The sequence below is a fragment of the Pantoea sp. NSTU24 genome (assembly GCF_050157905.1).
Taxonomy (GTDB): Bacteria; Pseudomonadota; Gammaproteobacteria; order Enterobacterales; family Enterobacteriaceae; genus Pantoea.
The window spans coordinates 2,277,724-2,296,608 of the sequence record NZ_JBKIWZ010000001.1; the positions used below are offsets into that span (position 1 = coordinate 2,277,724).

Consider the following 18,885-nt stretch of genomic DNA (forward strand, 5'->3'; position numbering starts at 1 on the left):
GCGCTTTAAAAGAGTGCCCGCTGGGCGTCAAGCGTCAGACGCGCTATCCCCTTAATTTAAGGGCTAAAAATTGCTGTGTGTGCTTTGCGTTCTTTTTCAGCACCTTTTCAATCAGGGGCTTAAAGACTTTCTGTAAAGGTACGGGTAATGACGTCACGCTGCTGTTCTGGCGTCAGGGAATTAAAGCGCACCGCATAGCCTGAAACACGGATGGTCAGCTGAGGATAATTTTCAGGATGCTTAACGGCATCTTCCAGCGTTTCGCGGCGCAGAACGTTGACATTCAGATGCTGTCCGCCTTCCACACGTACCTGAGGCTTGATTTCCACCGGCACGTCACGGTAAGTGAATTCACCCAGTTCACGGATGGCGACGACCTGATCTTCTTCATAGCCCGCTTTAGCACAGAGGCAGCGTGCTTCGCCTTTCTCTTCATCCAGCAGCCAGAATGAGTTCAGTAATTGTGGATTGCTGGATTGCGTGATCTGGATTCCAGTGATCATGATTGCGACTCCCGGGTAATAGGTGAATAAATTGATTAAGAGGTCCCGGTATACCACCCTGAATTTCTGACAGCTTTGACCTGTATCAATATTAATCAGCCACAAAATCGCCTTGCACGCTAACCCCTTGATCTCACTAAGTCCTCACCTTCAACTGAATCTGCATTTTTTCAAATTATTTTACCTTCAGCTCTCTGCGTGGAACCGCTAAGCTTACTGACAACAACATTAAGGGAGTTAACGATGGCTGAGAAGCTGACCTGGCACGACGTGCTGGCCGAAGAGAAAGAGAAACCCTATTTTGTCGGGACGCTGAAACAGGTCGCCGACCAACGCGCGGCGGGCGTGACCGTCTATCCGCCGCAGAAAGATGTTTTCAATGCCTTCCGCCTGACGGAGCTGGGGGGCGTTAACGTCGTCATCCTGGGCCAGGACCCTTATCACGGTCCTCATCAGGCGCATGGCCTGGCTTTCTCGGTGTTGCCCGGCGTGCAGGTGCCTCCCTCGCTACAGAACATCTACAAAGAGCTGGTGCAGGATATTCCCGGTTTTGAGAAACCCGACCACGGCTTTCTCGAAAGCTGGGCTAAACAGGGCGTACTGCTGCTGAACACGGTGTTAACCGTTGAGGCGGGGAAAGCGCATTCGCATGCGAAATTCGGCTGGGAGACGTTTACGGACAACGTGATCGCGGCGATCAATGAGCACTGTGAAGGGGTAATTTTCCTGCTGTGGGGATCTCACGCACAGAAAAAAGGCAGCATCATCGATCGTCAGCGTCATCATGTGCTGCAGGCACCGCATCCCTCGCCACTCTCTGCGCACCGCGGCTTTTTCGGCAGCAAACACTTTTCCAGAACCAATGAACTGCTGACCGCTGCCGGCAAAAAGCCGGTGGACTGGACGCCGGTCTTACCGGCTTAACGCCAGAACGCACACGGCCGCGTCAGTGCGCGGCCGTGTGACAGGATTCAGAGATGAATCAGCCTTTGGCTTTGGCAACGGCGACCATTGCCGGACGCAGCAGGCGGCCATTCAGCGTATAGCCACGCTGCATCACCAGCATGACATGGTTCGGCTCGAACTCTTCAGACTCCATCATCGACATCGCCTGATGCACTTCCGGGTTGAACGGCACGCCCGTTTCACCAACCACTTCGACACCGAACTTACGCACGGCACCCAGCAGGCCTTTCAGAGTCAGCTCAATCCCTTCAATCATCGACGCCAGCTGTGGGTCTTCTTTGTTAGCGACTTCCAGCGCACGTTCCAGGCTGTCGATAACCGGCAGCAGTTCGTTAGCAAACTTTTCCAGCGCGAACTTGTGCGCTTTCTCGACGTCCATCTCGGTACGACGACGAATGTTCTCGATTTCAGCCTGCGCACGCAGCTGGGCATCGCGTACGCCAGTCTGCGACTGCGCTAATTCAGCTTCGAGCTGAGCAATACGCTCATCACGCGGATCCACCTCTGTTGCTGTCTCCGCTTCCTGAGGTTGCTGCTGATCCTGCTGAATTTCGTCTGAGACTTGCTCGTTTGGGGTGTTCTGTTCTTTACTACTCATGAATTTCTCCGCGTTTTGCACATTCATTTCGCTGGTTGGCTTATTATGGGGATTGGTATGACGGATTCAAGGGAACCTATCACATTGCCTTGCCGTTTTGGCTTATAAGGAACACCGACCAGATGAACAAACACTTTAACTGCATTGGTATTGTGGGTCATCCGCGCCATCCCACCGCGTTAACCACGCATGAGATGCTCTGGCGCTGGCTAACGGCCAAAGGTTATCAAGTGATCGTTGAGAAGCAGATTGCGCAGGAGCTGTCGCTTCACGACGTAGAGACGGGCACGCTGGCGGAGATAGGTCAGCAGGCTGATTTAGCCGTCGTGGTCGGCGGTGACGGCAACATGCTTGGCGCGGCGCGGGTGCTGGCGCGTTATGACATCAAAGTGATCGGCATTAACCGTGGTAACCTGGGCTTTCTGACTGACCTGGACCCGGATAATGCGCAGCAGCAGCTGGATGAGGTGCTGCAGGGCAACTATTTCGTCGAGAGCCGCTTTCTGCTGGAGGCGCAGGTGTGCAAATCGGACTGCTCGCCGCGCATCGGTTCAGCTATCAACGAGGTAGTACTGCATCCCGGTAAAGTCGCGCACATGATTGAATTCGAAGTGTATATCGACGAAGTCTTTGCATTCTCTCAACGCTCCGATGGGCTGATTATCTCAACGCCGACCGGTTCGACGGCCTACTCGCTTTCCGCTGGCGGGCCGATTCTGACACCTTCTCTGGAAGCCATCGTGCTGGTGCCAATGTTCCCGCATACGCTGTCGGCGCGACCTCTGGTGATCAACAGCAGCAGTACCATTCGCCTGCGCTTTTCTTCACGCCGCAGTGACCTGGAAATCAGCTGCGACAGTCAGATTGCGTTGCCGATTCAGGAAGGTGAGGATGTGCTTATCCGGCGCAGCGCCCATCATCTCAATCTGATTCATCCCAAAAATTACAGTTATTTCAACACGCTGAGTTCTAAACTGGGCTGGTCAAAAAAATTGTTCTGAAAACCAGTCTCCCCTCTTTACTGGATAAAAAACCAGTTTATACTGTATGAAAAACCATATCTGTTTTTCCATACAGGTGAACCTATGCTGGCCCAACTGACCATCAGTAACTTTGCTATCGTTCGTGAGCTCGACATTGATTTCCAACGCGGTATGACAGCAATCACGGGTGAAACCGGTGCCGGTAAGTCCATCGCGATTGATGCGCTGGGATTATGTCTGGGCGGTCGTGCCGATGCCGATATGGTGCGTCAGGGTGCCAGCCGGGCCGATCTCTGCGCCCGCTTTCAGCTTAAATTTTCCCCTTCCGCTCAGCGCTGGCTGACGGAAAATCATCTGGATGACGGCAACGAATGTCTGTTGCGCCGCGTCATCAGCGCAGATGGTCGTTCCCGTGGCTTTATTAACGGAACGGCCGTACCGCTTTCTCAGCTGCGCGATCTGGGCCAGTTACTGATTCAGATCCACGGACAGCACGCTCATCAGCTTCTGACTAAACCCGATCACCAGAAACATCTGCTGGATGCCTATGCCGGTCACGACGATCTGCTGCAGCGGATGCGTGCCAGCTATCACACCTGGCACCAGAGCTGCCGCACCCTGGCGCTGCATCAGCAGCAGGCGCAGGAGCGCGAAGCGCGTCGCGAGCTGCTGCAGTATCAGCTGAAAGAGCTGAATGACTTTGCGCCGCAGCAGGGTGAATATGAGCAGATTGACGAGGAGTATAAGCGTCTGGCCAACAGCGGACAGCTGCTCTCCACCAGTCAGCAGGCATTGCAGCTGTTAGCCGACAGCGATGACAACAACCTTCACAGCCTGCTCTACAGCGCGCGTGAGATGATCGCTGAACTCACCTCGCTGGATGAGAAGCTCAACGGCGTTCACAACCTGCTGGAAGAGGCAGCGATTCAGCTGAGCGAAGCCAGCGACGAGCTGCGTCATTACTGCGACAGCCTGGATCTGGATCCGAATCGCCTGTATGAACTGGAACAACGTATTTCGCGTCAGATTGCTCTGGCGCGCAAGCATCACGTCACGCCGGAAGGTCTGCCTGAACTGTACCAGCAGCTGCTGGCCGAAGCCGAGTTACTGTCGCAGCATGAGAGCGACCAGGAGAGTCTGCAGTCGCTGGTTGGCGAGCACTATCAGGCCGCACTGAAAAGCGCGGAGCAGCTGCATCAGCAGCGCGGCCACTATGCCGATGAACTGCAACAGCTGATTACCCAGAGTATGCATCTGCTCTCCATGCCGCACGGTCAGTTCCGCATCGCCCTGACCTTTAATCCGGACCAGCTCACCGCAGACGGCGCCAGCCGCGTCGATTTCCAGGTGACGACCAACCCGGGCCAGCCTCTGCAGCCGCTGGGCAAAGTCGCCTCCGGTGGTGAGCTGTCCCGTATCGCGCTGGCCATTCAGGTAATTACCGCGAAGAAAATGGAAACCCCGGCGATGATTTTCGACGAAGTCGATGTCGGGATTAGCGGCCCGACTGCTGCGGTGGTCGGTAAACTGCTGCGTCAGCTGGGCGAGTCCACGCAGGTCATGTGTGTGACCCACCTGCCGCAGGTCGCGGGTTGCGGTCATCAGCACTTCTTCGTGAGCAAAGAGACCGATGGCGCGATGACCGAAACGCACATGCAGCCGCTGGATAAGCGGGCCCGCCTGCAGGAACTGGCACGACTGCTGGGCGGCAGCGAGGTCACCCGCAATACCCTGGCGAACGCAAAAGAACTTTTAGCCGCTTAGCAGCGCACTTTTTTAACCCACCGTGGTCTTATGCTTGCTCTGTAGAGGTTCCCAACAGCGAAAAGGTTTATTATCATCGGCACTTATGTCGCCAGAGTAATAAAGCCTGCCGCAGGCAGAGTTCAGATTTTGATGGCAAGAAAATCGCCTGTAAAAGGCGTTTGGCCCCGGAAAAGGAATGTTTAGATGCGCTGTAAAACGCTGACTGCCGCGGCAGTGGTAATGTTAATGATGACCGCCGGATGTTCCACCTTAGAGCGCGTGGTCTATCGTCCTGATATTAACCAGGGCAACTACCTGGTTGCCAACGATGTGGCCAAGATCCATAACGGTATGACACAGCAGCAGGTGGCCTATACGCTGGGCACACCGATGATGAAAGATCCGTTCGGCAGCAACGTCTGGTATTACATTTTCCGTCAGGAACCGGGTCATGAAGATGTGAAACAGCAGACGCTGACGCTGACCTTCGATGGCAACGGTGTACTGACCAATATCGATAACAAGCAGAATCTCTCCCAGAGCGGCAGCTGATCGAACAGCAGGCCGTCTGCATCCCGGATAGTCTGCACGTCAGACAGCAAAAAGGCGCGATGAGCGCCTTTTTTATGGCCGTTATCCGCCAGCACTGGCGCAACACTGCCCTACTTTTTGCTTTCCGCCGCGCGCTCTGCGCGCTGACGCCGCAGCTCTTTCGGGTCGGCTATCAGCGGACGATAAATCTCGATACGATCGCCTTCGTTAATCACGTCATCCAGTTTCACCGGCCGGCTATAAACGCCGACTTTGTTGCTGGCGAGATCGATCTCACGACGCAGCTCAAGCAGTCCGGATTCTCTGATGGCCTGTTCGACCGTGCTGCCCTGCTCCACCTTTACATAGCGCTGATACTGCTTATCGGGCAGCGCATAGACCACCTCGACAGTGATATCAGGCACGGTAGACCTCTTTGGCGCGCTGAGTGAACGCCTGCACCATGCTGTTAGCCAGCTCTTTGAAGATGCGTCCAAAGGCCATCTCAACCAGCATATTGGTGAATTCGAACTCAAGACTAAGCTCAACTTTGCAGGCGTCATCGCCAAGCGAGACGAACTTCCAGCCGCCGGTCAGCTTGCGGAACGGTCCGTCAACCAGCTGCATGTGAATGCTCTGGTTATCGGTCAGTGTGTTGCGGGTGGTAAATGTTTTGCTGATGCCCGCTTTCGACACGTCCACCGATGCGGTCATCTCATTTTCAGACGCATCCAGTACGCGACTACCGGTGCAACCCGGCAGGAATTGCGGATAGGCATCCACATCATTTACAAGTTGGTACATCTGCCCGGCACTAAACGGGACCAGCGCCGAACGACTAATCTGAGCCATAATGGTTCCTGTTCATCACGAAACCGCTGAATAATAGCATTTTCAGCGATTAAACAAAAATGTCCCTGAGTAAGGGTGTGCTAGAATATCCCGTTTCCTGCCGCCCTGCTGGACTGGGGATGCGATAACCGACTAAGTGATGTAAAATACGCCGCACTATGACAAAGAAAAAAGCACACAAACCCGGTTCTGCCACTATTGCCATGAACAAACGCGCCCGTCACGAATACTTCATCGAAGAGGAGTATGAGGCGGGATTATCGTTACAAGGATGGGAAGTGAAATCGCTTCGTGCCGGTAAAGCCAACATCAGCGACAGTTATATTCTGCTGCGCGATGGCGAAGCCTTTCTGTTCGGTTCAACCTTTCAACCTTTAGCCGTTGCCTCCAGCCATGTGGTCTGTGACCCAACGCGCAGCCGTAAGCTGCTACTGAAGCAACGTGAGCTCGACTCCCTTTATGGCCGCGTTAACCGCGAAGGTTATACTATCGTGGCGCTGTCGCTGTACTGGAAGAACGCCTGGTGCAAACTGAAGATTGGTGTTGCGCGCGGTAAGAAAGAGCACGACAAGCGTGACGATATCAAAGACCGCGAATGGAAGCTGGATAAAGCACGTATTATGAAGAATTCAGCGCGCTAACCACTGGATTTTAAGCTGTTTAGTTGCTAATATTTGAAGTTCTGGGGCTGATTCTGGACTCGACGGGATTGTGAAGCCTTAGGAGCATGCCGAGGGGCGGTTTGCCTCGTAAAAAGCCGCAAAAAAATAGTCGCAAACGACGAAAACTACGCTTTAGCAGCTTAATAACCTGCTCTGAGCCCTCTCTCCCTAGCTTCCGCTCTTAAGACGGGGATCAAGAGAGGTCAAACCCAAAAGAGATCGCGTGGATGCCTTGCCTGGGGTTGAAGCGTTAAATCCAATCAGGATAGTCTGTTAGTGGCGTGTCTGTTCGCAGCTAACCGGCGAATGTAAAAACTGACTAAGCATGTAGTGCCGACGGTGTAGTAATTTCGGACGCGGGTTCAACTCCCGCCAGCTCCACCAAAATTCTTCAAAGATGGTTCCAGTGCCATCCGCAGAAGTCCTGAAAGCCCGCATGGCACAAGCCCTGCGGGCTTTTTTGTGTCTGTAACCTTCCGAGATGATCCGCCTGAATCCAGAGATAATTGGTACACGAATTGGTACACGCTATAATGTGTACCAAAAACGTGTACCAATTATGGACGGAAATCAGTCATGGCGCGGATGACACGCCCCCTCACCAATAACGAAATCCTCAAAGCTAAGCCTCAAGAGAAAGACTTCACACTGCATGATGGTGACGGTCTTTTCCTGCTCGTCAAAACATCAGGTAAGAAGCTGTGGCGTTTTCGCTACCAGCGACCAAATAGCAGCAGTCGCACAAATCTCAGCCTTGGCTCTTACCCTGCCCTAACGCTCGCTGTCGTACGCCAGATGCGTGACCAATATCTTTCGATGCTTGCGCAAGGGATTGACCCGCAGAAGCAGCAAGAGGAAGTTTCTGAGCAACGACAAATCGAGCTGGATAGTATTTTCTCGGTTGTGGCCGGGAGATGGTTTCTGCTTAAAAGCAAAAGCGTCACTGAGGATTACGCGAAGGATATTTGGCGATCGCTGGAGAAAGACATCTTCCCTTCTATTGGTGAGATTCCTGTTCAAACACTCAAAGCCAGAACGATCGTTGAAGCATTGGAGCCGATTAGAGCTCGCGGTGCGCTTGAGACGGTTCGCCGCTTAGTGCAGCGCATTAACGAGATTATGATTTACGCGGTTAATACCGGTTTGATCGATGCAAACCCAGCTTCTGGCGTCGGGATGGCTTTCGAAAAGCCAAAAAAACAAAACATGCCAACATTACGGCCGGAAGAACTGCCCAAGCTGATGCGCTCATTAGTGATGTCCAATCTCTCAGTCGCCACCCGCTGTTTAATCGAGTGGCAGCTTCTTACCTTAGTAAGACCAGCAGAAGCCTCCGGAACACAATGGGAAGAAATCGACTTCGATATGAAACTTTGGGTTATTCCTGCTGATCGCATGAAGGCCAAGCGAGAACATGTCGTTCCTTTGTCGAAACAAGCTCTGGAGATTCTTGAGGTTATGCGTCCTATAAGCGCCAGCCGACAGTATGTTTTTCCAAGTAGGAACGACCCCAAGCAACCAATGAACAGCCAAACTGCTAATGCTGCTTTAAAAAGAATCGGCTATGGTGGTAAGTTAGTTGCTCATGGTCTCCGCTCCATAGCAAGCACAGCACTTAACGAAGCCAGCTTTAATCCTGATGTTATAGAATCAGCTCTTGCACATAGCGATAAAAATGAAGTCAGAAGAGCCTATAACCGTTCGACTTATCTTGAACAACGTAAAGAAATGATGAATTGGTGGGGCATTTTCGCTTATAAAGCTCATTTTTGAAAGGAATCATCAATGGATATAGATGCTTTAAAATCTCATTTACAGCAATTTTTCGCCTCTAGCCCAACTGTCCTGATTGGTTCTGGCCTTTCACTTGGTGAGGGAATTTCTGGTATGGGTGAATTAGGAGAGCATCTTAATAATACCATACCGAAATTAATTGATGGAGATCTTGTTGAGGAATGGACTGAAATAAGTAATAAGTTGAAGGATGGTATGGGGTTAGAGTCTGCAATGGCATTTCTGCAAGATGAGAGTGAGCTGATCCCGTTAATTGTTAAAAACACTGCGCATTTAATTCTAAAAGATGAGGGAGTTGTAATTTCATCCGTCATTAATGGGAGCAAGAATTTAGCACTTACGGATTTACTTAATCATTTGACATTTAATCAGGATGAATTAGTTATAATTACCCCGAATTATGACAGACTTATAGAGTTAGCTTGCGAATTCGCAAATTTAGAAGTCGCCACTGGATTCATTAATAATTATCACTGTATAAACAATCCAGAAATTGACTTGCATAAATTTAGAATAATTGAAACGCGACGAACAAGAGCAGGCAAACCTGAGGTTATCGTTAAAACTAAAAAACACGTTAAAATATTTAAACCGCACGGAAGCTTAGATTGGTTCAAATCAGGAGACAAAATAATTAGAACTAACTTCCAGAATGAACACAATCGTTTGATAATAACACCGGGAACCAGCAAATTTAGAGCAGGCTATCAAGAACCTTTTGATTGGCATAGAGAGAAAGCCAATCATCATATTAATAGAGCGAAATCATTACTTATAATTGGTTATGGATTTAACGATGAACAACTTGAGGTTCACTTAATTAAAAAAATTAACCAAAAAATACCAGTCTTGCTCATTACGCATAGCTTAACGCCAAACGCTCAAAAAATATGTAATGCAAACTCATCTATTACATACATTATTTCTGATAAAGATAGTTCTATAATTTGTATTGATGGTCAAAAATACAAGTTTGAGAAGAATATTTGGTCATTAAACGAGTTCATCAACGAGGTGCTAATATAATGGTTGATTTAGTCATAGATACCGATGAGAGTTGCCTGATTGGAAGAATTGCTAATGTTGACACTGACCGAGCAATTATCATTTCAGAGTCATCAGAAATCATACAAGAACTGACTGTTTTTGATTTAGTAGCAATCGCAGGAAATAGCCCTAGCGAATATCTTGTTGGTATTATTGAAAAGGTAAAACGCTCAATAGGCTCACCTCACCCCGTTGAAAACCCAGATGGTGAGAATGAGGATAGCGATGAGGATGTTGAGTTTCAGGCTTATTCAATCGATCATGATATTATCCAAGTTGCTTTGATTGGAACGTTCTGGGAGGTCATTGGTGATAAAAGGAAAGTTTTCAAAAGGGGGGCTCAATATTTCCCTAAAGTCGAGAAAAAAGCTTTCCTTATAAAAAAAAGCAGCTTAGAAAAGCTGATGTCTGCAGTTGACAATGATACTCCAGAGGAAATAAAGCTCATCCTTGGTAATTACGGCAACACCAACTCAAGAGCAGTGGCGAATGGGGATAAATTATTTCAAAGGCATGCAGCTCTCTTAGGAAGCACTGGCTCAGGTAAAAGCTGGACTGTTGCTTCATTATTAGAACAAGCAGAAAAATTAAAATATAACAACATTGTTCTTTATGATCTTCATGGAGAATATAAAACTCTATCAGAACCATATAACAAGTCTGAATACCCAAGCATTGCCGATTACTTCAAAATCGCTAGCCCTAGCAATTTAGATGATGCGAATAGTATTTACGTTCCACACTGGCTACTGAATAAAGAGGAAATGTTATCATTACTGCTGGACAGAAGTGATAGTAACGCCCCAAATCAGTCAGCAAGATTCACTCATCATGTTAGAGAATTAAAAAGTGAATATATTTCGAAAAATGGGATAGATCAGTTAGCAGACTGTTTAACTGTGGACGCACCAATACCCTACTCCATTGAAAGTTTAATTGATAGGTTAATCGCCGATGATGAAGGAATGAAATCAGGCGCTGGAAGCAAGGAAATAAAAGGAGATTGGAACGGAAAACTGACAAGATTTATTAGCAGACTAAGAACAAAAATAGATGACAAGAGAAACTGTTTCCTTTTCTCAAGTAAACCAGAGCATGACCATTATGATTGGCTAGCCAGATATGCTTGTAGCATTTTAAAATCAGACAGCTCTAGTCACGGCATTAAAATAATAGATTTCTCAGAAGTTCCTTCCGACATCATGCCCATAGTAATAGGTGTTTTAACTAGATTTTTATACAACATTCAGTTTTGGAGAGAGGAAAGCGAACGTACTCCTATAGCATTTGTTTGCGATGAGGCTCACATATACCTTCCAACAGCAGACACCAGCGATGCGGAAACAAAAATATCTCTTTCAATTTTTGAAAAAATAGCAAAAGAAGGAAGAAAATACGGAGTTTCTTTATTAGTAGTAAGCCAAAGACCTTCTGATGTTAGCCGTACAATATTGAGTCAATGTAATAATATTATTTCACTCAGATTAAGCAACTATAGAGATCAACAAGTCGTAAGTCGTCTAATGCCTGATTCATTAAGCTCGTTAACATCAATACTTCCCATTCTTGACACTGGTGAGGCTATAGTTCTTGGCGACTCAGTTCTATTGCCCTCGAGAATCAAGTTGCACGTGCCTAAGCTCAAACCTGACAGTGCTACTAGAGCATTTTGGAATGAATGGGGAACGCTTGAAGCAAGGGAAGACTCGATCAGCAATGCAGTCGAGTCTTTGAGAAGACAATCGCGTAAGCGGTAATTATTTCTTTAACATCGGGCAGCGCGCAATGCTATCCCCGCCACGCCTGCCCGCTTTATGCATCGCTTTTCATGCAGGTGCATAATAAGTGCAGAGGCGCGCCCGGTATGGACTGAACGGTGGAAAGCAAGGGATGATTTTGCATGCAGATCCATGCACGCTATGCATGCACGGCTCTTTACAAAGCGGCTCGCCAGAAAAAAGGCTTCAGTAAGACAAAGGACAGCAATAAAAAAGCCGCTGGTTATACAGCGGCAGTGTGAGGGATTAATGAACTTGGCGGAATGCTGAGCCATAACGGCCCAGCGTCTGGCGTTCTCTTGCAGGTTCCGGCGGTGCTTCCGGTACGTTTTCCGGCAGTGGCGGTGCGGTGATGACCTTAGTGATGCTCTCATTCGTCTTGAAGGTACAGGAGCAGTCCAGGTTAGTGCACTGGTGATAACGCTCTTTTACCTGCTCTGACATATAGCGGCTCGATTTGGTATGTGCCGCGCTTTTGCAGTAGGGACAGTGCATCATTTCTGGCTGCCCTCCTGAAGTTTTGCACGCTGCGCCCGGATTGATTCAGCCAGCTTCTGGCGGCGCATAGGATGGCGGTAAAGCTCCATATCAATACCGGTAAGCGGCGGACGATACAGACCAACATTCTCCAGCAGCGGAGCCTCACTTAGTATGCTGTCTGGCAGAGCAGCAGCAGCCCGCGTCAGCGCTTCACCGATCAGATAAGCCACGTCCTTAATACTGTCCCGGTCGTCTCCGGCAAACGTCGGGGAAAGCTCTTCGCGACGGAGACGCAGCTTAATGGCCCACAGCAGCGACGGACTTACGTTACGCAGGGCTGACTGCCAGTGCGCATCCGCGAACCCGGTAAAAGCCTCCCGGTGCGATTCAACATACTCTTTCCCACTGCCGCAGCATTTCAGCATCGCCTCCTGCTTATCCAGCGCCAGCTCTTTCAGCAGCCCGCCGAACTCATCGGCCAGTTCCCGGCTGGCGATGCGCTGAGAATGTTCGGCACGCAGCTCGTCGGTGAGATTGCCTCGCAGGTTGCGAAAGCTCGTGCGCCAGTTGCTCTCGGCTTCTTTCCCTGCCTCGATGGCTGCCTGCTGCTCTTTTTCACAGCGGGCGATATCGGCGCAGATACCGTTATAGGCTTTCATCCTTTCGGTATGTTCAGCGCGGGCTTTCTCGAAGCGTTCCAGTGATGCAGGTTTCTGTTCAAGCATGGTCATGGTTGTCTCTCATCGTCTGTAAAGGATGAGGCCATTCTGTCGTGTACCACAGGACAGCGCATTTCATTGCTTTCCGCCTGTCGATGAACAAACAAGGGCAAAACCGGTACGGGATGGCCCCCTAACTGATGATATTTCTTATATAACTGTTCACTGGTATTCACTGAGATAAAAAAGATAATAAATACAGTAATTAATGCAGTGAACACTTTTAAGTTAAGTCTTCACAGAGTATTCACCAGTGTTCACACAGTCTTAGACAACAGCTTTTTTCTGGCGAGCCTTTTCCAGCGTTTAATCCTATCAATAACATCCTTTTGATTGCCTTAAGCTTGCAAATGGCAAATGTTTGCAGTTCATTGCAATTTAATGGCAAACGATGGTTAAAAAATAATCACTCGTACTTATCTCAGCAAGCCGGACACTTGTTTACTTACCGAAAAATATTCTCAGAATAGGGGGTTACCTGAAGACGCTACCGGAACCGGACAGTACCGGCCGGACTCATAATGAGGTAACACCATGCACGCAGTTTCATCCGTACCGGCTCCCGCCATTACCGCAATCCGCGACGCCGTTTTCCCGCGCGACCGCTTCATGCGCCTGCCGGAAGTCATCAGCACCTGCGGCCTCTCACGCTCAACCATTTACGACTTAATCAGCCGGGAGCAGTTCCCGTCGCAGATTTCCCTCGGCGGTAAAAACGTCGCCTGGCTGGCGTCAGAGATTGACGGCTGGATGCAGGCCCGCATCGCACAGCGCGCCGGAGGTACAGCATGATTAGGCTGAATGTCGGCACAAAAACCTTTCCGCTCACCCGCGAAGAAGCCGCCTTTGTCGCGGAAAGTCTGAAGGCGGCGGTCAGCGGCAAACCCGCCACGACACCGGCTTTTACCAGCGGGATGCACGGCCATATTTCCGTGCTGAGTAAAAAAGCGAAGCCTGTCACGCAGGGCGCAAAGAAAGAAGACGGGAAATTCCGATCAAATTCGCCGCAATCCGATCACGTCCTGACCGGTTGCTGAGGAAAACGCCCCGATGAGTGAAAAAAGGCTTTTCTCTGGCGAGCGGCCGTTATACAGTTTTTGTGCTGCCGCAAAATCGGCAGCCGGGCGTAGGAACCCGAGTTACTCAATGGCGACACTAGACGCGCCATGCGTCTTTTTTTGTGTCTATGCCTCGGTGCACCCATTATCCGGGCAACGGTTCTTTGGCCGTTGCGCCGCCTGCGTAATGGTGGCCCGGGCGGGGCAGCCTCCGGGCTGGCCGGTATCCATTGAGGCCGGTATTCCTACCCCCGTCCGGGCTACCACCCATGAGCGTAGGAACTCCGGTGGTAGCAGCAACCGCTACTCGATGGAGATTGTCCTCATGACAACGGCCCTCACTGCCGCTCACCCCGAATTCACATTTATTTTTGCCGCCGTGCGCCGCACCGATGCCGCCGCCCGTCCCTGCATGCTGCGCACTGTAGCAGGCGATGAGCGCAGCGCCCGCGCCAGCCTCACCCGTGATTACGTCCTGTCCTTTGCCGGTCGTCTGCCGGTTAAGGCGGTGGCGGCATGAATACCCTTTCTCAACACCTGAATAACCATGACACCTACCCCATTCCCCACGCTGACTATCTGCGTCTGCTGCACGCGCACAAGGTCGGCGTGACCGTGCTCGATATGTTCGACTCGGTGAACTGCCTGAGCGCGCGCGGCTGCGTGCCGGACGGCGCGGCGCTTGCCTCGGTCGTCGCCCTGCTCACCGACCAGCTCGGTAAAGTCGTTGAAACCTGTGAATCCCGGATGTTAGCCACGGAGGCCCGCCATCATGACCGCTAATCACTCCTGCCTGCCCGTTGAAGTACGCACCGCCGTTTACCGCCGCGCGCTGGCGCAGGGCTATCTGAATGCCTGCAAAAACCTCGGCATTGACGTGTCAGCCACGCTCGATGAGCTTCAGATGACCATCGCCCTTGAGCTGGAAAACTTTTATGTGCGCCGTCACGGCCCCGATGCGGGCATGGAGATGGCCTGCACCATGCTGGGCGATATGGTTGAGCCTGATTTGCTGACCGCGCCGCCGCGCCTGACGCAGCTCGGCGTCACCATGATGGATGAACTTTTCCGCAGCCAGCTTGCGGCCGCCAGCCGCATCACGCTGCACTAAGGGAGAACATGCAGATGAAACATATCGTCTCTGACACCGTAAAGGCGGCCACCGGATTCTGGCCGCAGCTTCTGCCTGCCCTCGGTATCAGCGTGCTCGCCGGGGGGCGACACGGTGCCTGCCCGGCGTGCGGCGGTAAAGACCGCTTCCGTTTTGACAATCAGGACGGGCGCGGAACGTGGCTCTGTAACCAGTGCGGGGCCGGTGACGGCCTTAACCTGGTGGAAAAGGCGCTCAGTATCAGCGCTAAAGAGGCCGCCATGAAGGTGGCCGGAATGCTCGGCACGCTGCCGGAGTCAGCCCCGTTTATGCATTATGAAGCCGCAGACAAAAGCCGCGCGCAGGCAGACGCCGCCGCACGGGCGCAGGCACTTATCGCCGCCGCCATCAGCCGCACGGACAACGCCTACCTTTCATCGAAAGGGCTGCATGGTACGCAGGCGCTCACGCTTGCTGATGCGCTACGCTGTGGTGGTATCCGCTTTGCCGCCGGGGATGTGCTCATCCCGCTGACCGGCGAAGACGGCACGGCCGTTAACGTGCAGCTCATCAGCGCCGCAGGCGACAAGCGCACCCTGCCCGGCGGGCAGGTGAAAGGCACGTACTGGCTTGCAGGCGAGCCGGACGGCAAAACGCTGTGGCTCACTGAGGGCTACGCCACCGGCCTGACCGTGCACCGGCTGACCGGGCAGGCGGTATACGTGGCACTGAGCGCCAACAACCTGCCCAAGCTGGCAAAGCGGCTGCGTGAATCACACCCCGGCGCGCTGATGATGATTGCCGCCGACCGTGACGACAACGGCACCGGCCAGTTAAAGGCAGAGGAAGCAGCGAAAGCCTGCGACGGCAAAACAGCCCTGCCGCTGGTTGCGGGTGACTGGAACGACGTGTGGCAGGCGCAGGGTGATATCGCCACGCAGGCGCAGCTCACCACTTTCACCCAGCCGCAGCCACTCAGCCCGTTTGAATCCGTCAGCGAAGCTGACCTGAAGGCCATGAGCGCCAGCCAGAAAGCCGAGTTGCTGGTTGCCCATTACGGGGAGGCGCTGGCCGTGCCGCCGGTCGGGGAGGAAATCTGCCGCTATGAGAACGGCGCATGGCAGGTGATGGAAGCGAAGACGCTGCGCAGGGAAATCGCCGCGCTGTTTCAGAAGGTGCGCGCACCGTTCTCCGCTGCCGGTATCGGCAGCGTGCTGGACACGCTCAAGCTGATGGTGCCACAGATGGGTGAACCGTCCCGCCGCCTGATTGGCTTTCGCAACGGCGTGTATGACACCACAACAGGCACCTTCAGCCCGCACCGCCGCGAGCACTGGCTGCGCACCGTCAACAGTGTGAACTACACCGCGCCACGTCCAGGTGAAAACCTTGCAGACCACGCCCCGGCTTTCTGGCGCTGGTTAACGCGGGCCGCCGTGCATAATCACGATAAGCAGGAGCGCATTCTCGCGGCGTTATTTATGGTGCTGGCAAACCGCTATGACTGGCAGATGTTTCTTGAGGTGACCGGCCCCGGCGGTAGCGGTAAAAGTGTGATGGCCTCAATAGCCACTCTGCTGGCCGGAAAAGACAACACCACGTCCGCCACTATCGACACGCTGGAATCCTCCCGCGAGCGCGCCAGCGTGGTGGGTTTTTCGCTCATTATCCTGCCTGATCAGGAAAAATGGAGCGGAGACGGCGCAGGCATCAAGGCGATTACCGGCGGCGACGCAGTAGCCATCGATCCAAAATATCGCGACGCCTATTCAACGCACATCCCGGCGGTCATTCTGGCGGTGAACAACAATCCGATGCGCTTCAGCGATCGCAGCGGCGGCGTGTCACGTCGCCGGGTTATCCTGACGTTCCCCGAAGTGATACCGGCAAAAGAGCGCGATCCGCAGCTACTGGACAAAATCAGTACCGAACTGGCCGTGATTGTTCGTCATCTGATGCAGCGCTTCACGTCACCCGATGAAGCGCGCGAGCTGTTGCAGGCACAGCAGTCATCCGGCGAGGCGCTGGAGATAAAGCGACAGGCCGATCCGCTGGTCGATTTCTGTGGCTACCTGATGCCGCAGAGCACGCCGAACGGGATGTTTATTGGTAACGCAAATATCCGCCCGTTAAATCCTAAGCGCTATTTGTACCATGCATATCTGTCGTTTATGGAATCGCGCGGCCATCAGCACCCGCTGAGCCTGACCGCGTTCGGCCAGGCGGTTCCGCAGACGCTGAAGGAGTATGAGCGCACCCTGCTGAAGCGCAGGACAAATAACGGCGTCCAGACCAACCTCACGCTGCATGAGGACAGCGACGCTGATTGGCTACCAGCATGTAGTCAGCAAATCACTTGAAAACCAACCGGCTCAGGCCGGTTTAATATTTTTACCCAAGATATTTCTCTAATATTTTTGTCTACTGGAACAACCAAACCATAAAAGCACACCTATTTATAATCAGTAAAAATATTAATTCAACCTTTGAAATAACCTTACTCCACCAACCACCTAAAAATTAGAAATTATTGTTATTTATTAAATCAAAAATAATTAAAATCAATAATTCTGACGAAAACTGTAAAGTTATTGATTCCTTGTTATAAGGTATAAACCTAAAAGAATAGTCGGCTTGCTCTCCATGTAAAATTTTGTTCCTCAAATAATACATGTAGTAATTACTTAGCACATCAACTATCTCTATGTCTACTTGGGCTGGGGTAGCCAATCTTGCTTGTATTGTTGTTAAGGTATTAGTTCGTGTTATCTGCGATGTCCAGAAGTTTTTCTTAAAATCAATAGTGTCATTTGCCATTTCAACTAATCGATGATCATGGTATTTCGTTAGAAACGATGAAAACCTACTCTCTCTGCTATTCAAATTCATTCTTGTTATGAATTTGTTTTCAAGCATGGCATACCAGCGAGTTTTGCTTAAGACATCACTCTTGGTCAAAGTAGCTGCATGAGCTAATGAGAGGGGGAAGTCAGAAGGATTCCCTAACATAATATTCCCCATATCCTCAAGGCATTGCCACTCTTGGGATCTAGTGCTTAACACTCTGTATATAGAATTGTATGACTTCCATAGCTTCTCAAAAACATCATTATAATCATCACTGCAAAGAGAGCGAATTAAAGTGGTTGTTGCGTATAAATACTTTAAACCTTCGTTTGTTGACTTAAATATAACCGTAAGCTTAGTTCTGCTTATTTTTTTTAAAATCGATGTGCTAGTTTTTGGTTTCAGGTTTACAATATCGTATTTAGTGTACGTTATCTCAACATCATTATTTTTGTCATAGCAAGTTATTGACTTTATTTTAGGGATAACACCATTAGAAATTGAATAGTAAACATATGATTTAATGAATTGAAGATAAACCTCACTTTTATTGTTTTTAAAAACGTCATCGAAATTAGGTTTCTGAGAGCGTGTCCCAGAAATCGTAATAGTATTTGAGGATATTGTTAAAGTATCCGTATGACTTCTAGAAAATTTATATTGAAGAGTGTGCTGCTCGGTTTGTATCTTCAGATTGCCACTGAGCGTTACAACTATTTTGAATGCATTGCGCGCCGAGTACCCCATTCCATCTTCCCTTTACGATGTCTGATTGAAAGTGATCACTCCGAGTGTACACTTGTGAACATCCTATCTCCATCCCTTCACTGTCTAACTTTATGAAGTTAATACATAAAAAACAAAAGTGAACAGTGTGAACACTTTTCTCTAAAATCATTTTATTTTAGATCGAGCGCCGGGTATTTGTTAACCCTGCCGTTCCGAGGTATGAGATCCAATAATTGGTACACGCTTAGGTACACAACCCAAAGTTGAATTGTATAAAAACCATTAATTTCATAAGCTTGCGAAATCTATTCAGATTCCGCCAGCCCACCAAAATTCTTGGTTGATGGTCACCAGAACCTTCAACGAAGTCCTTAAAGCCCGCAAGGTGAAAACCTTGCGGGCTTTTTTTGTCCTCAGTTTGTCCCCCGAAGTCTGAACTCAACTAACTAATTCCGAACCTTTTAGGCACCTTGGTAGGCACTGACCTGCCCCCAGGATTAAA

21 protein-coding genes and 1 other RNA gene are annotated in these 18,885 nt (G+C 50.6%); 15 read left to right on the forward strand and 7 right to left on the reverse strand.

The annotated features are described in order from the left end of the window. Positions 1 to 119: 119 nt before the first annotated feature. Positions 120 to 503 carry an autonomous glycyl radical cofactor GrcA gene (gene grcA, locus ACLHDD_RS10760; RefSeq protein ID WP_427104109.1) on the reverse strand — a complete coding sequence of 128 codons (384 nt, stop codon included), beginning with the start codon at positions 501 to 503 and terminating at the stop codon, positions 120 to 122. Between the two features lie 243 nt (positions 504 to 746). Between grcA and ung the strand changes: the two genes are divergently transcribed. Next, positions 747 to 1,427 carry a uracil-DNA glycosylase gene (gene ung, locus ACLHDD_RS10765; protein ID WP_427104110.1) on the forward strand — a complete coding sequence of 227 codons (681 nt, stop codon included), beginning with the start codon at positions 747 to 749 and terminating at the stop codon, positions 1,425 to 1,427. Positions 1,428 to 1,485: 58 nt separating this feature from the next. Here ung and grpE read toward each other — a convergent pair whose 3' ends face one another. Further along, positions 1,486 to 2,067, reverse strand: coding sequence for a nucleotide exchange factor GrpE (gene grpE / locus ACLHDD_RS10770; protein WP_427104111.1), 582 nt, complete (start codon positions 2,065 to 2,067; stop codon positions 1,486 to 1,488). Between the two features lie 122 nt (positions 2,068 to 2,189). On the opposite strand from grpE, the gene nadK reads away from it, so the two are divergent. The 3 genes from nadK to bamE all read left to right on the forward strand — a co-directional run bounded on the left by nadK (position 2,190) and on the right by bamE (position 5,348). Beyond that, positions 2,190 to 3,068 carry an NAD(+) kinase gene (gene nadK, locus ACLHDD_RS10775; protein WP_313655405.1) on the forward strand — a complete coding sequence of 293 codons (879 nt, stop codon included), beginning with the start codon at positions 2,190 to 2,192 and terminating at the stop codon, positions 3,066 to 3,068. 84 nt (positions 3,069 to 3,152) lie between these two features. Next, positions 3,153 to 4,814 (forward strand): DNA repair protein RecN, encoded by a 1,662-nt coding sequence (gene recN, locus ACLHDD_RS10780; RefSeq protein ID WP_427104112.1) that lies wholly within the window; start codon positions 3,153 to 3,155, stop codon positions 4,812 to 4,814. Between the two features lie 186 nt (positions 4,815 to 5,000). Next, positions 5,001 to 5,348: an outer membrane protein assembly factor BamE gene (bamE, locus tag ACLHDD_RS10785; RefSeq protein ID WP_427104113.1), complete on the forward strand. Its 348-nt coding sequence runs from the start codon at positions 5,001 to 5,003 to the stop codon at positions 5,346 to 5,348. A gap of 110 nt (positions 5,349 to 5,458) precedes the next feature. On the opposite strand, the gene ACLHDD_RS10790 is transcribed toward bamE, so the two are convergent. Both ACLHDD_RS10790 and ACLHDD_RS10795 read right to left on the reverse strand, forming a co-directional pair. Next, the gene (locus ACLHDD_RS10790; protein WP_427104114.1) at positions 5,459 to 5,752 is read right to left on the reverse strand and encodes an RnfH family protein; all 294 of its coding nucleotides are present in this window, start codon (positions 5,750 to 5,752) and stop codon (positions 5,459 to 5,461) included. Next, the gene (locus ACLHDD_RS10795) at positions 5,745 to 6,179 is read right to left on the reverse strand and encodes a type II toxin-antitoxin system RatA family toxin (RefSeq protein WP_111140614.1); all 435 of its coding nucleotides are present in this window, start codon (positions 6,177 to 6,179) and stop codon (positions 5,745 to 5,747) included. The genes ACLHDD_RS10790 and ACLHDD_RS10795 overlap by 8 nt, the downstream gene beginning before the upstream one ends. Positions 6,180 to 6,337: 158 nt before the next feature. Between ACLHDD_RS10795 and smpB the strand changes: the two genes are divergently transcribed. The 5 genes from smpB to ACLHDD_RS10820 all read left to right on the forward strand — a co-directional run bounded on the left by smpB (position 6,338) and on the right by ACLHDD_RS10820 (position 11,439). Continuing rightward, positions 6,338 to 6,820: an SsrA-binding protein SmpB gene (gene smpB / locus ACLHDD_RS10800; protein WP_111140615.1), complete on the forward strand. Its 483-nt coding sequence runs from the start codon at positions 6,338 to 6,340 to the stop codon at positions 6,818 to 6,820. Positions 6,821 to 6,863: 43 nt separating this feature from the next. After that, positions 6,864 to 7,225: a transfer-messenger RNA gene (gene ssrA, locus ACLHDD_RS10805) on the forward strand. 192 nt (positions 7,226 to 7,417) lie between these two features. Next, a complete protein-coding gene (locus ACLHDD_RS10810; protein ID WP_427104115.1) occupies positions 7,418 to 8,614 on the forward strand; it encodes an integrase domain-containing protein in 1,197 nt (398 codons plus the stop codon). Between the two features lie 12 nt (positions 8,615 to 8,626). After that, positions 8,627 to 9,661: an SIR2 family protein gene (locus ACLHDD_RS10815; RefSeq protein ID WP_427104116.1), complete on the forward strand. Its 1,035-nt coding sequence runs from the start codon at positions 8,627 to 8,629 to the stop codon at positions 9,659 to 9,661. Beyond that, complete coding sequence (locus tag ACLHDD_RS10820; RefSeq protein WP_427104117.1) at positions 9,661 to 11,439, forward strand: ATP-binding protein; 1,779 nt, start codon at positions 9,661 to 9,663, stop codon at positions 11,437 to 11,439. The genes ACLHDD_RS10815 and ACLHDD_RS10820 overlap by 1 nt, the downstream gene beginning before the upstream one ends. A 267-nt stretch (positions 11,440 to 11,706) precedes the next feature. Here the strand turns inward: ACLHDD_RS10820 and ACLHDD_RS10825 are convergent, their stop codons facing one another. Together ACLHDD_RS10825 and ACLHDD_RS10830 are read right to left on the reverse strand one after the other, a co-directional pair. Then, positions 11,707 to 11,958, reverse strand: coding sequence for an ogr/Delta-like zinc finger family protein (locus ACLHDD_RS10825; RefSeq protein WP_427104118.1), 252 nt, complete (start codon positions 11,956 to 11,958; stop codon positions 11,707 to 11,709). Continuing rightward, on the reverse strand, positions 11,955 to 12,671 hold the full coding sequence (locus ACLHDD_RS10830; RefSeq protein ID WP_427104119.1) for a hypothetical protein: 717 nt from the start codon (positions 12,669 to 12,671) through the stop codon (positions 11,955 to 11,957). Before ACLHDD_RS10830 ends, ACLHDD_RS10825 begins: the two co-directional genes overlap by 4 nt. Positions 12,672 to 13,193: 522 nt before the next feature. Here ACLHDD_RS10830 and ACLHDD_RS10835 point away from each other — a divergent pair. From ACLHDD_RS10835 to ACLHDD_RS10860, 6 genes are read left to right on the forward strand one after another with little or no spacing between them, the layout of a single operon-like run. Further along, positions 13,194 to 13,451, forward strand: coding sequence for a helix-turn-helix transcriptional regulator (locus tag ACLHDD_RS10835; RefSeq protein WP_115757892.1), 258 nt, complete (start codon positions 13,194 to 13,196; stop codon positions 13,449 to 13,451). After that, complete coding sequence (locus ACLHDD_RS10840; RefSeq protein WP_427104120.1) at positions 13,448 to 13,696, forward strand: hypothetical protein; 249 nt, start codon at positions 13,448 to 13,450, stop codon at positions 13,694 to 13,696. The genes ACLHDD_RS10835 and ACLHDD_RS10840 overlap by 4 nt, the downstream gene beginning before the upstream one ends. Positions 13,697 to 13,709: 13 nt before the next feature. Next, complete coding sequence (locus tag ACLHDD_RS10845; RefSeq protein WP_427104121.1) at positions 13,710 to 14,237, forward strand: host cell division inhibitor Icd-like protein; 528 nt, start codon at positions 13,710 to 13,712, stop codon at positions 14,235 to 14,237. After that, positions 14,234 to 14,500: a hypothetical protein gene (locus tag ACLHDD_RS10850; protein WP_427104122.1), complete on the forward strand. Its 267-nt coding sequence runs from the start codon at positions 14,234 to 14,236 to the stop codon at positions 14,498 to 14,500. Before ACLHDD_RS10845 ends, ACLHDD_RS10850 begins: the two co-directional genes overlap by 4 nt. Next, positions 14,487 to 14,828 carry a DUF5375 family protein gene (locus tag ACLHDD_RS10855; RefSeq protein WP_427105198.1) on the forward strand — a complete coding sequence of 114 codons (342 nt, stop codon included), beginning with the start codon at positions 14,487 to 14,489 and terminating at the stop codon, positions 14,826 to 14,828. The genes ACLHDD_RS10850 and ACLHDD_RS10855 overlap by 14 nt, the downstream gene beginning before the upstream one ends. A gap of 14 nt (positions 14,829 to 14,842) precedes the next feature. Then, positions 14,843 to 17,167 carry a primase-helicase zinc-binding domain-containing protein gene (locus ACLHDD_RS10860; RefSeq protein ID WP_427104123.1) on the forward strand — a complete coding sequence of 775 codons (2,325 nt, stop codon included), beginning with the start codon at positions 14,843 to 14,845 and terminating at the stop codon, positions 17,165 to 17,167. Between the two features lie 160 nt (positions 17,168 to 17,327). Here ACLHDD_RS10860 and ACLHDD_RS10865 read toward each other — a convergent pair whose 3' ends face one another. Continuing rightward, a complete protein-coding gene (locus ACLHDD_RS10865; RefSeq protein WP_427104124.1) occupies positions 17,328 to 18,401 on the reverse strand; it encodes a hypothetical protein in 1,074 nt (357 codons plus the stop codon). Positions 18,402 to 18,885 lie beyond the last annotated feature (484 nt).

Excerpts from the sequence above, each read along its gene's own strand:
- grcA (WP_427104109.1), bottom strand. The coding sequence starts at position 503 with ATGATCACTGGAATCCAGATCACGCAATCCAGCAATCCACAATTACTG.
- ACLHDD_RS10835 (WP_115757892.1), top strand. The coding sequence starts at position 13,194 with ATGCACGCAGTTTCATCCGTACCGGCTCCCGCCATTACCGCAATCCGC.
- ACLHDD_RS10820 (WP_427104117.1), top strand. The coding sequence starts at position 9,661 with ATGGTTGATTTAGTCATAGATACCGATGAGAGTTGCCTGATTGGAAGA.
- ACLHDD_RS10840 (WP_427104120.1), top strand. The coding sequence starts at position 13,448 with ATGATTAGGCTGAATGTCGGCACAAAAACCTTTCCGCTCACCCGCGAA.
- ACLHDD_RS10810 (WP_427104115.1), top strand. The coding sequence starts at position 7,418 with ATGGCGCGGATGACACGCCCCCTCACCAATAACGAAATCCTCAAAGCT.
- grpE (WP_427104111.1), bottom strand. The coding sequence starts at position 2,067 with ATGAGTAGTAAAGAACAGAACACCCCAAACGAGCAAGTCTCAGACGAA.
- recN (WP_427104112.1), top strand. The coding sequence starts at position 3,153 with ATGCTGGCCCAACTGACCATCAGTAACTTTGCTATCGTTCGTGAGCTC.
- ACLHDD_RS10850 (WP_427104122.1), top strand. The coding sequence starts at position 14,234 with ATGAATACCCTTTCTCAACACCTGAATAACCATGACACCTACCCCATT.
- ACLHDD_RS10795 (WP_111140614.1), bottom strand. The coding sequence starts at position 6,179 with ATGGCTCAGATTAGTCGTTCGGCGCTGGTCCCGTTTAGTGCCGGGCAG.
- smpB (WP_111140615.1), top strand. The coding sequence starts at position 6,338 with ATGACAAAGAAAAAAGCACACAAACCCGGTTCTGCCACTATTGCCATG.
- ACLHDD_RS10815 (WP_427104116.1), top strand. The coding sequence starts at position 8,627 with ATGGATATAGATGCTTTAAAATCTCATTTACAGCAATTTTTCGCCTCT.
- ACLHDD_RS10830 (WP_427104119.1), bottom strand. The coding sequence starts at position 12,671 with ATGACCATGCTTGAACAGAAACCTGCATCACTGGAACGCTTCGAGAAA.
- ACLHDD_RS10860 (WP_427104123.1), top strand. The coding sequence starts at position 14,843 with ATGAAACATATCGTCTCTGACACCGTAAAGGCGGCCACCGGATTCTGG.
- ACLHDD_RS10865 (WP_427104124.1), bottom strand. The coding sequence starts at position 18,401 with ATGGGGTACTCGGCGCGCAATGCATTCAAAATAGTTGTAACGCTCAGT.
- ACLHDD_RS10845 (WP_427104121.1), top strand. The coding sequence starts at position 13,710 with ATGAGTGAAAAAAGGCTTTTCTCTGGCGAGCGGCCGTTATACAGTTTT.
- nadK (WP_313655405.1), top strand. The coding sequence starts at position 2,190 with ATGAACAAACACTTTAACTGCATTGGTATTGTGGGTCATCCGCGCCAT.
- ACLHDD_RS10825 (WP_427104118.1), bottom strand. The coding sequence starts at position 11,958 with ATGATGCACTGTCCCTACTGCAAAAGCGCGGCACATACCAAATCGAGC.
- bamE (WP_427104113.1), top strand. The coding sequence starts at position 5,001 with ATGCGCTGTAAAACGCTGACTGCCGCGGCAGTGGTAATGTTAATGATG.
- ung (WP_427104110.1), top strand. The coding sequence starts at position 747 with ATGGCTGAGAAGCTGACCTGGCACGACGTGCTGGCCGAAGAGAAAGAG.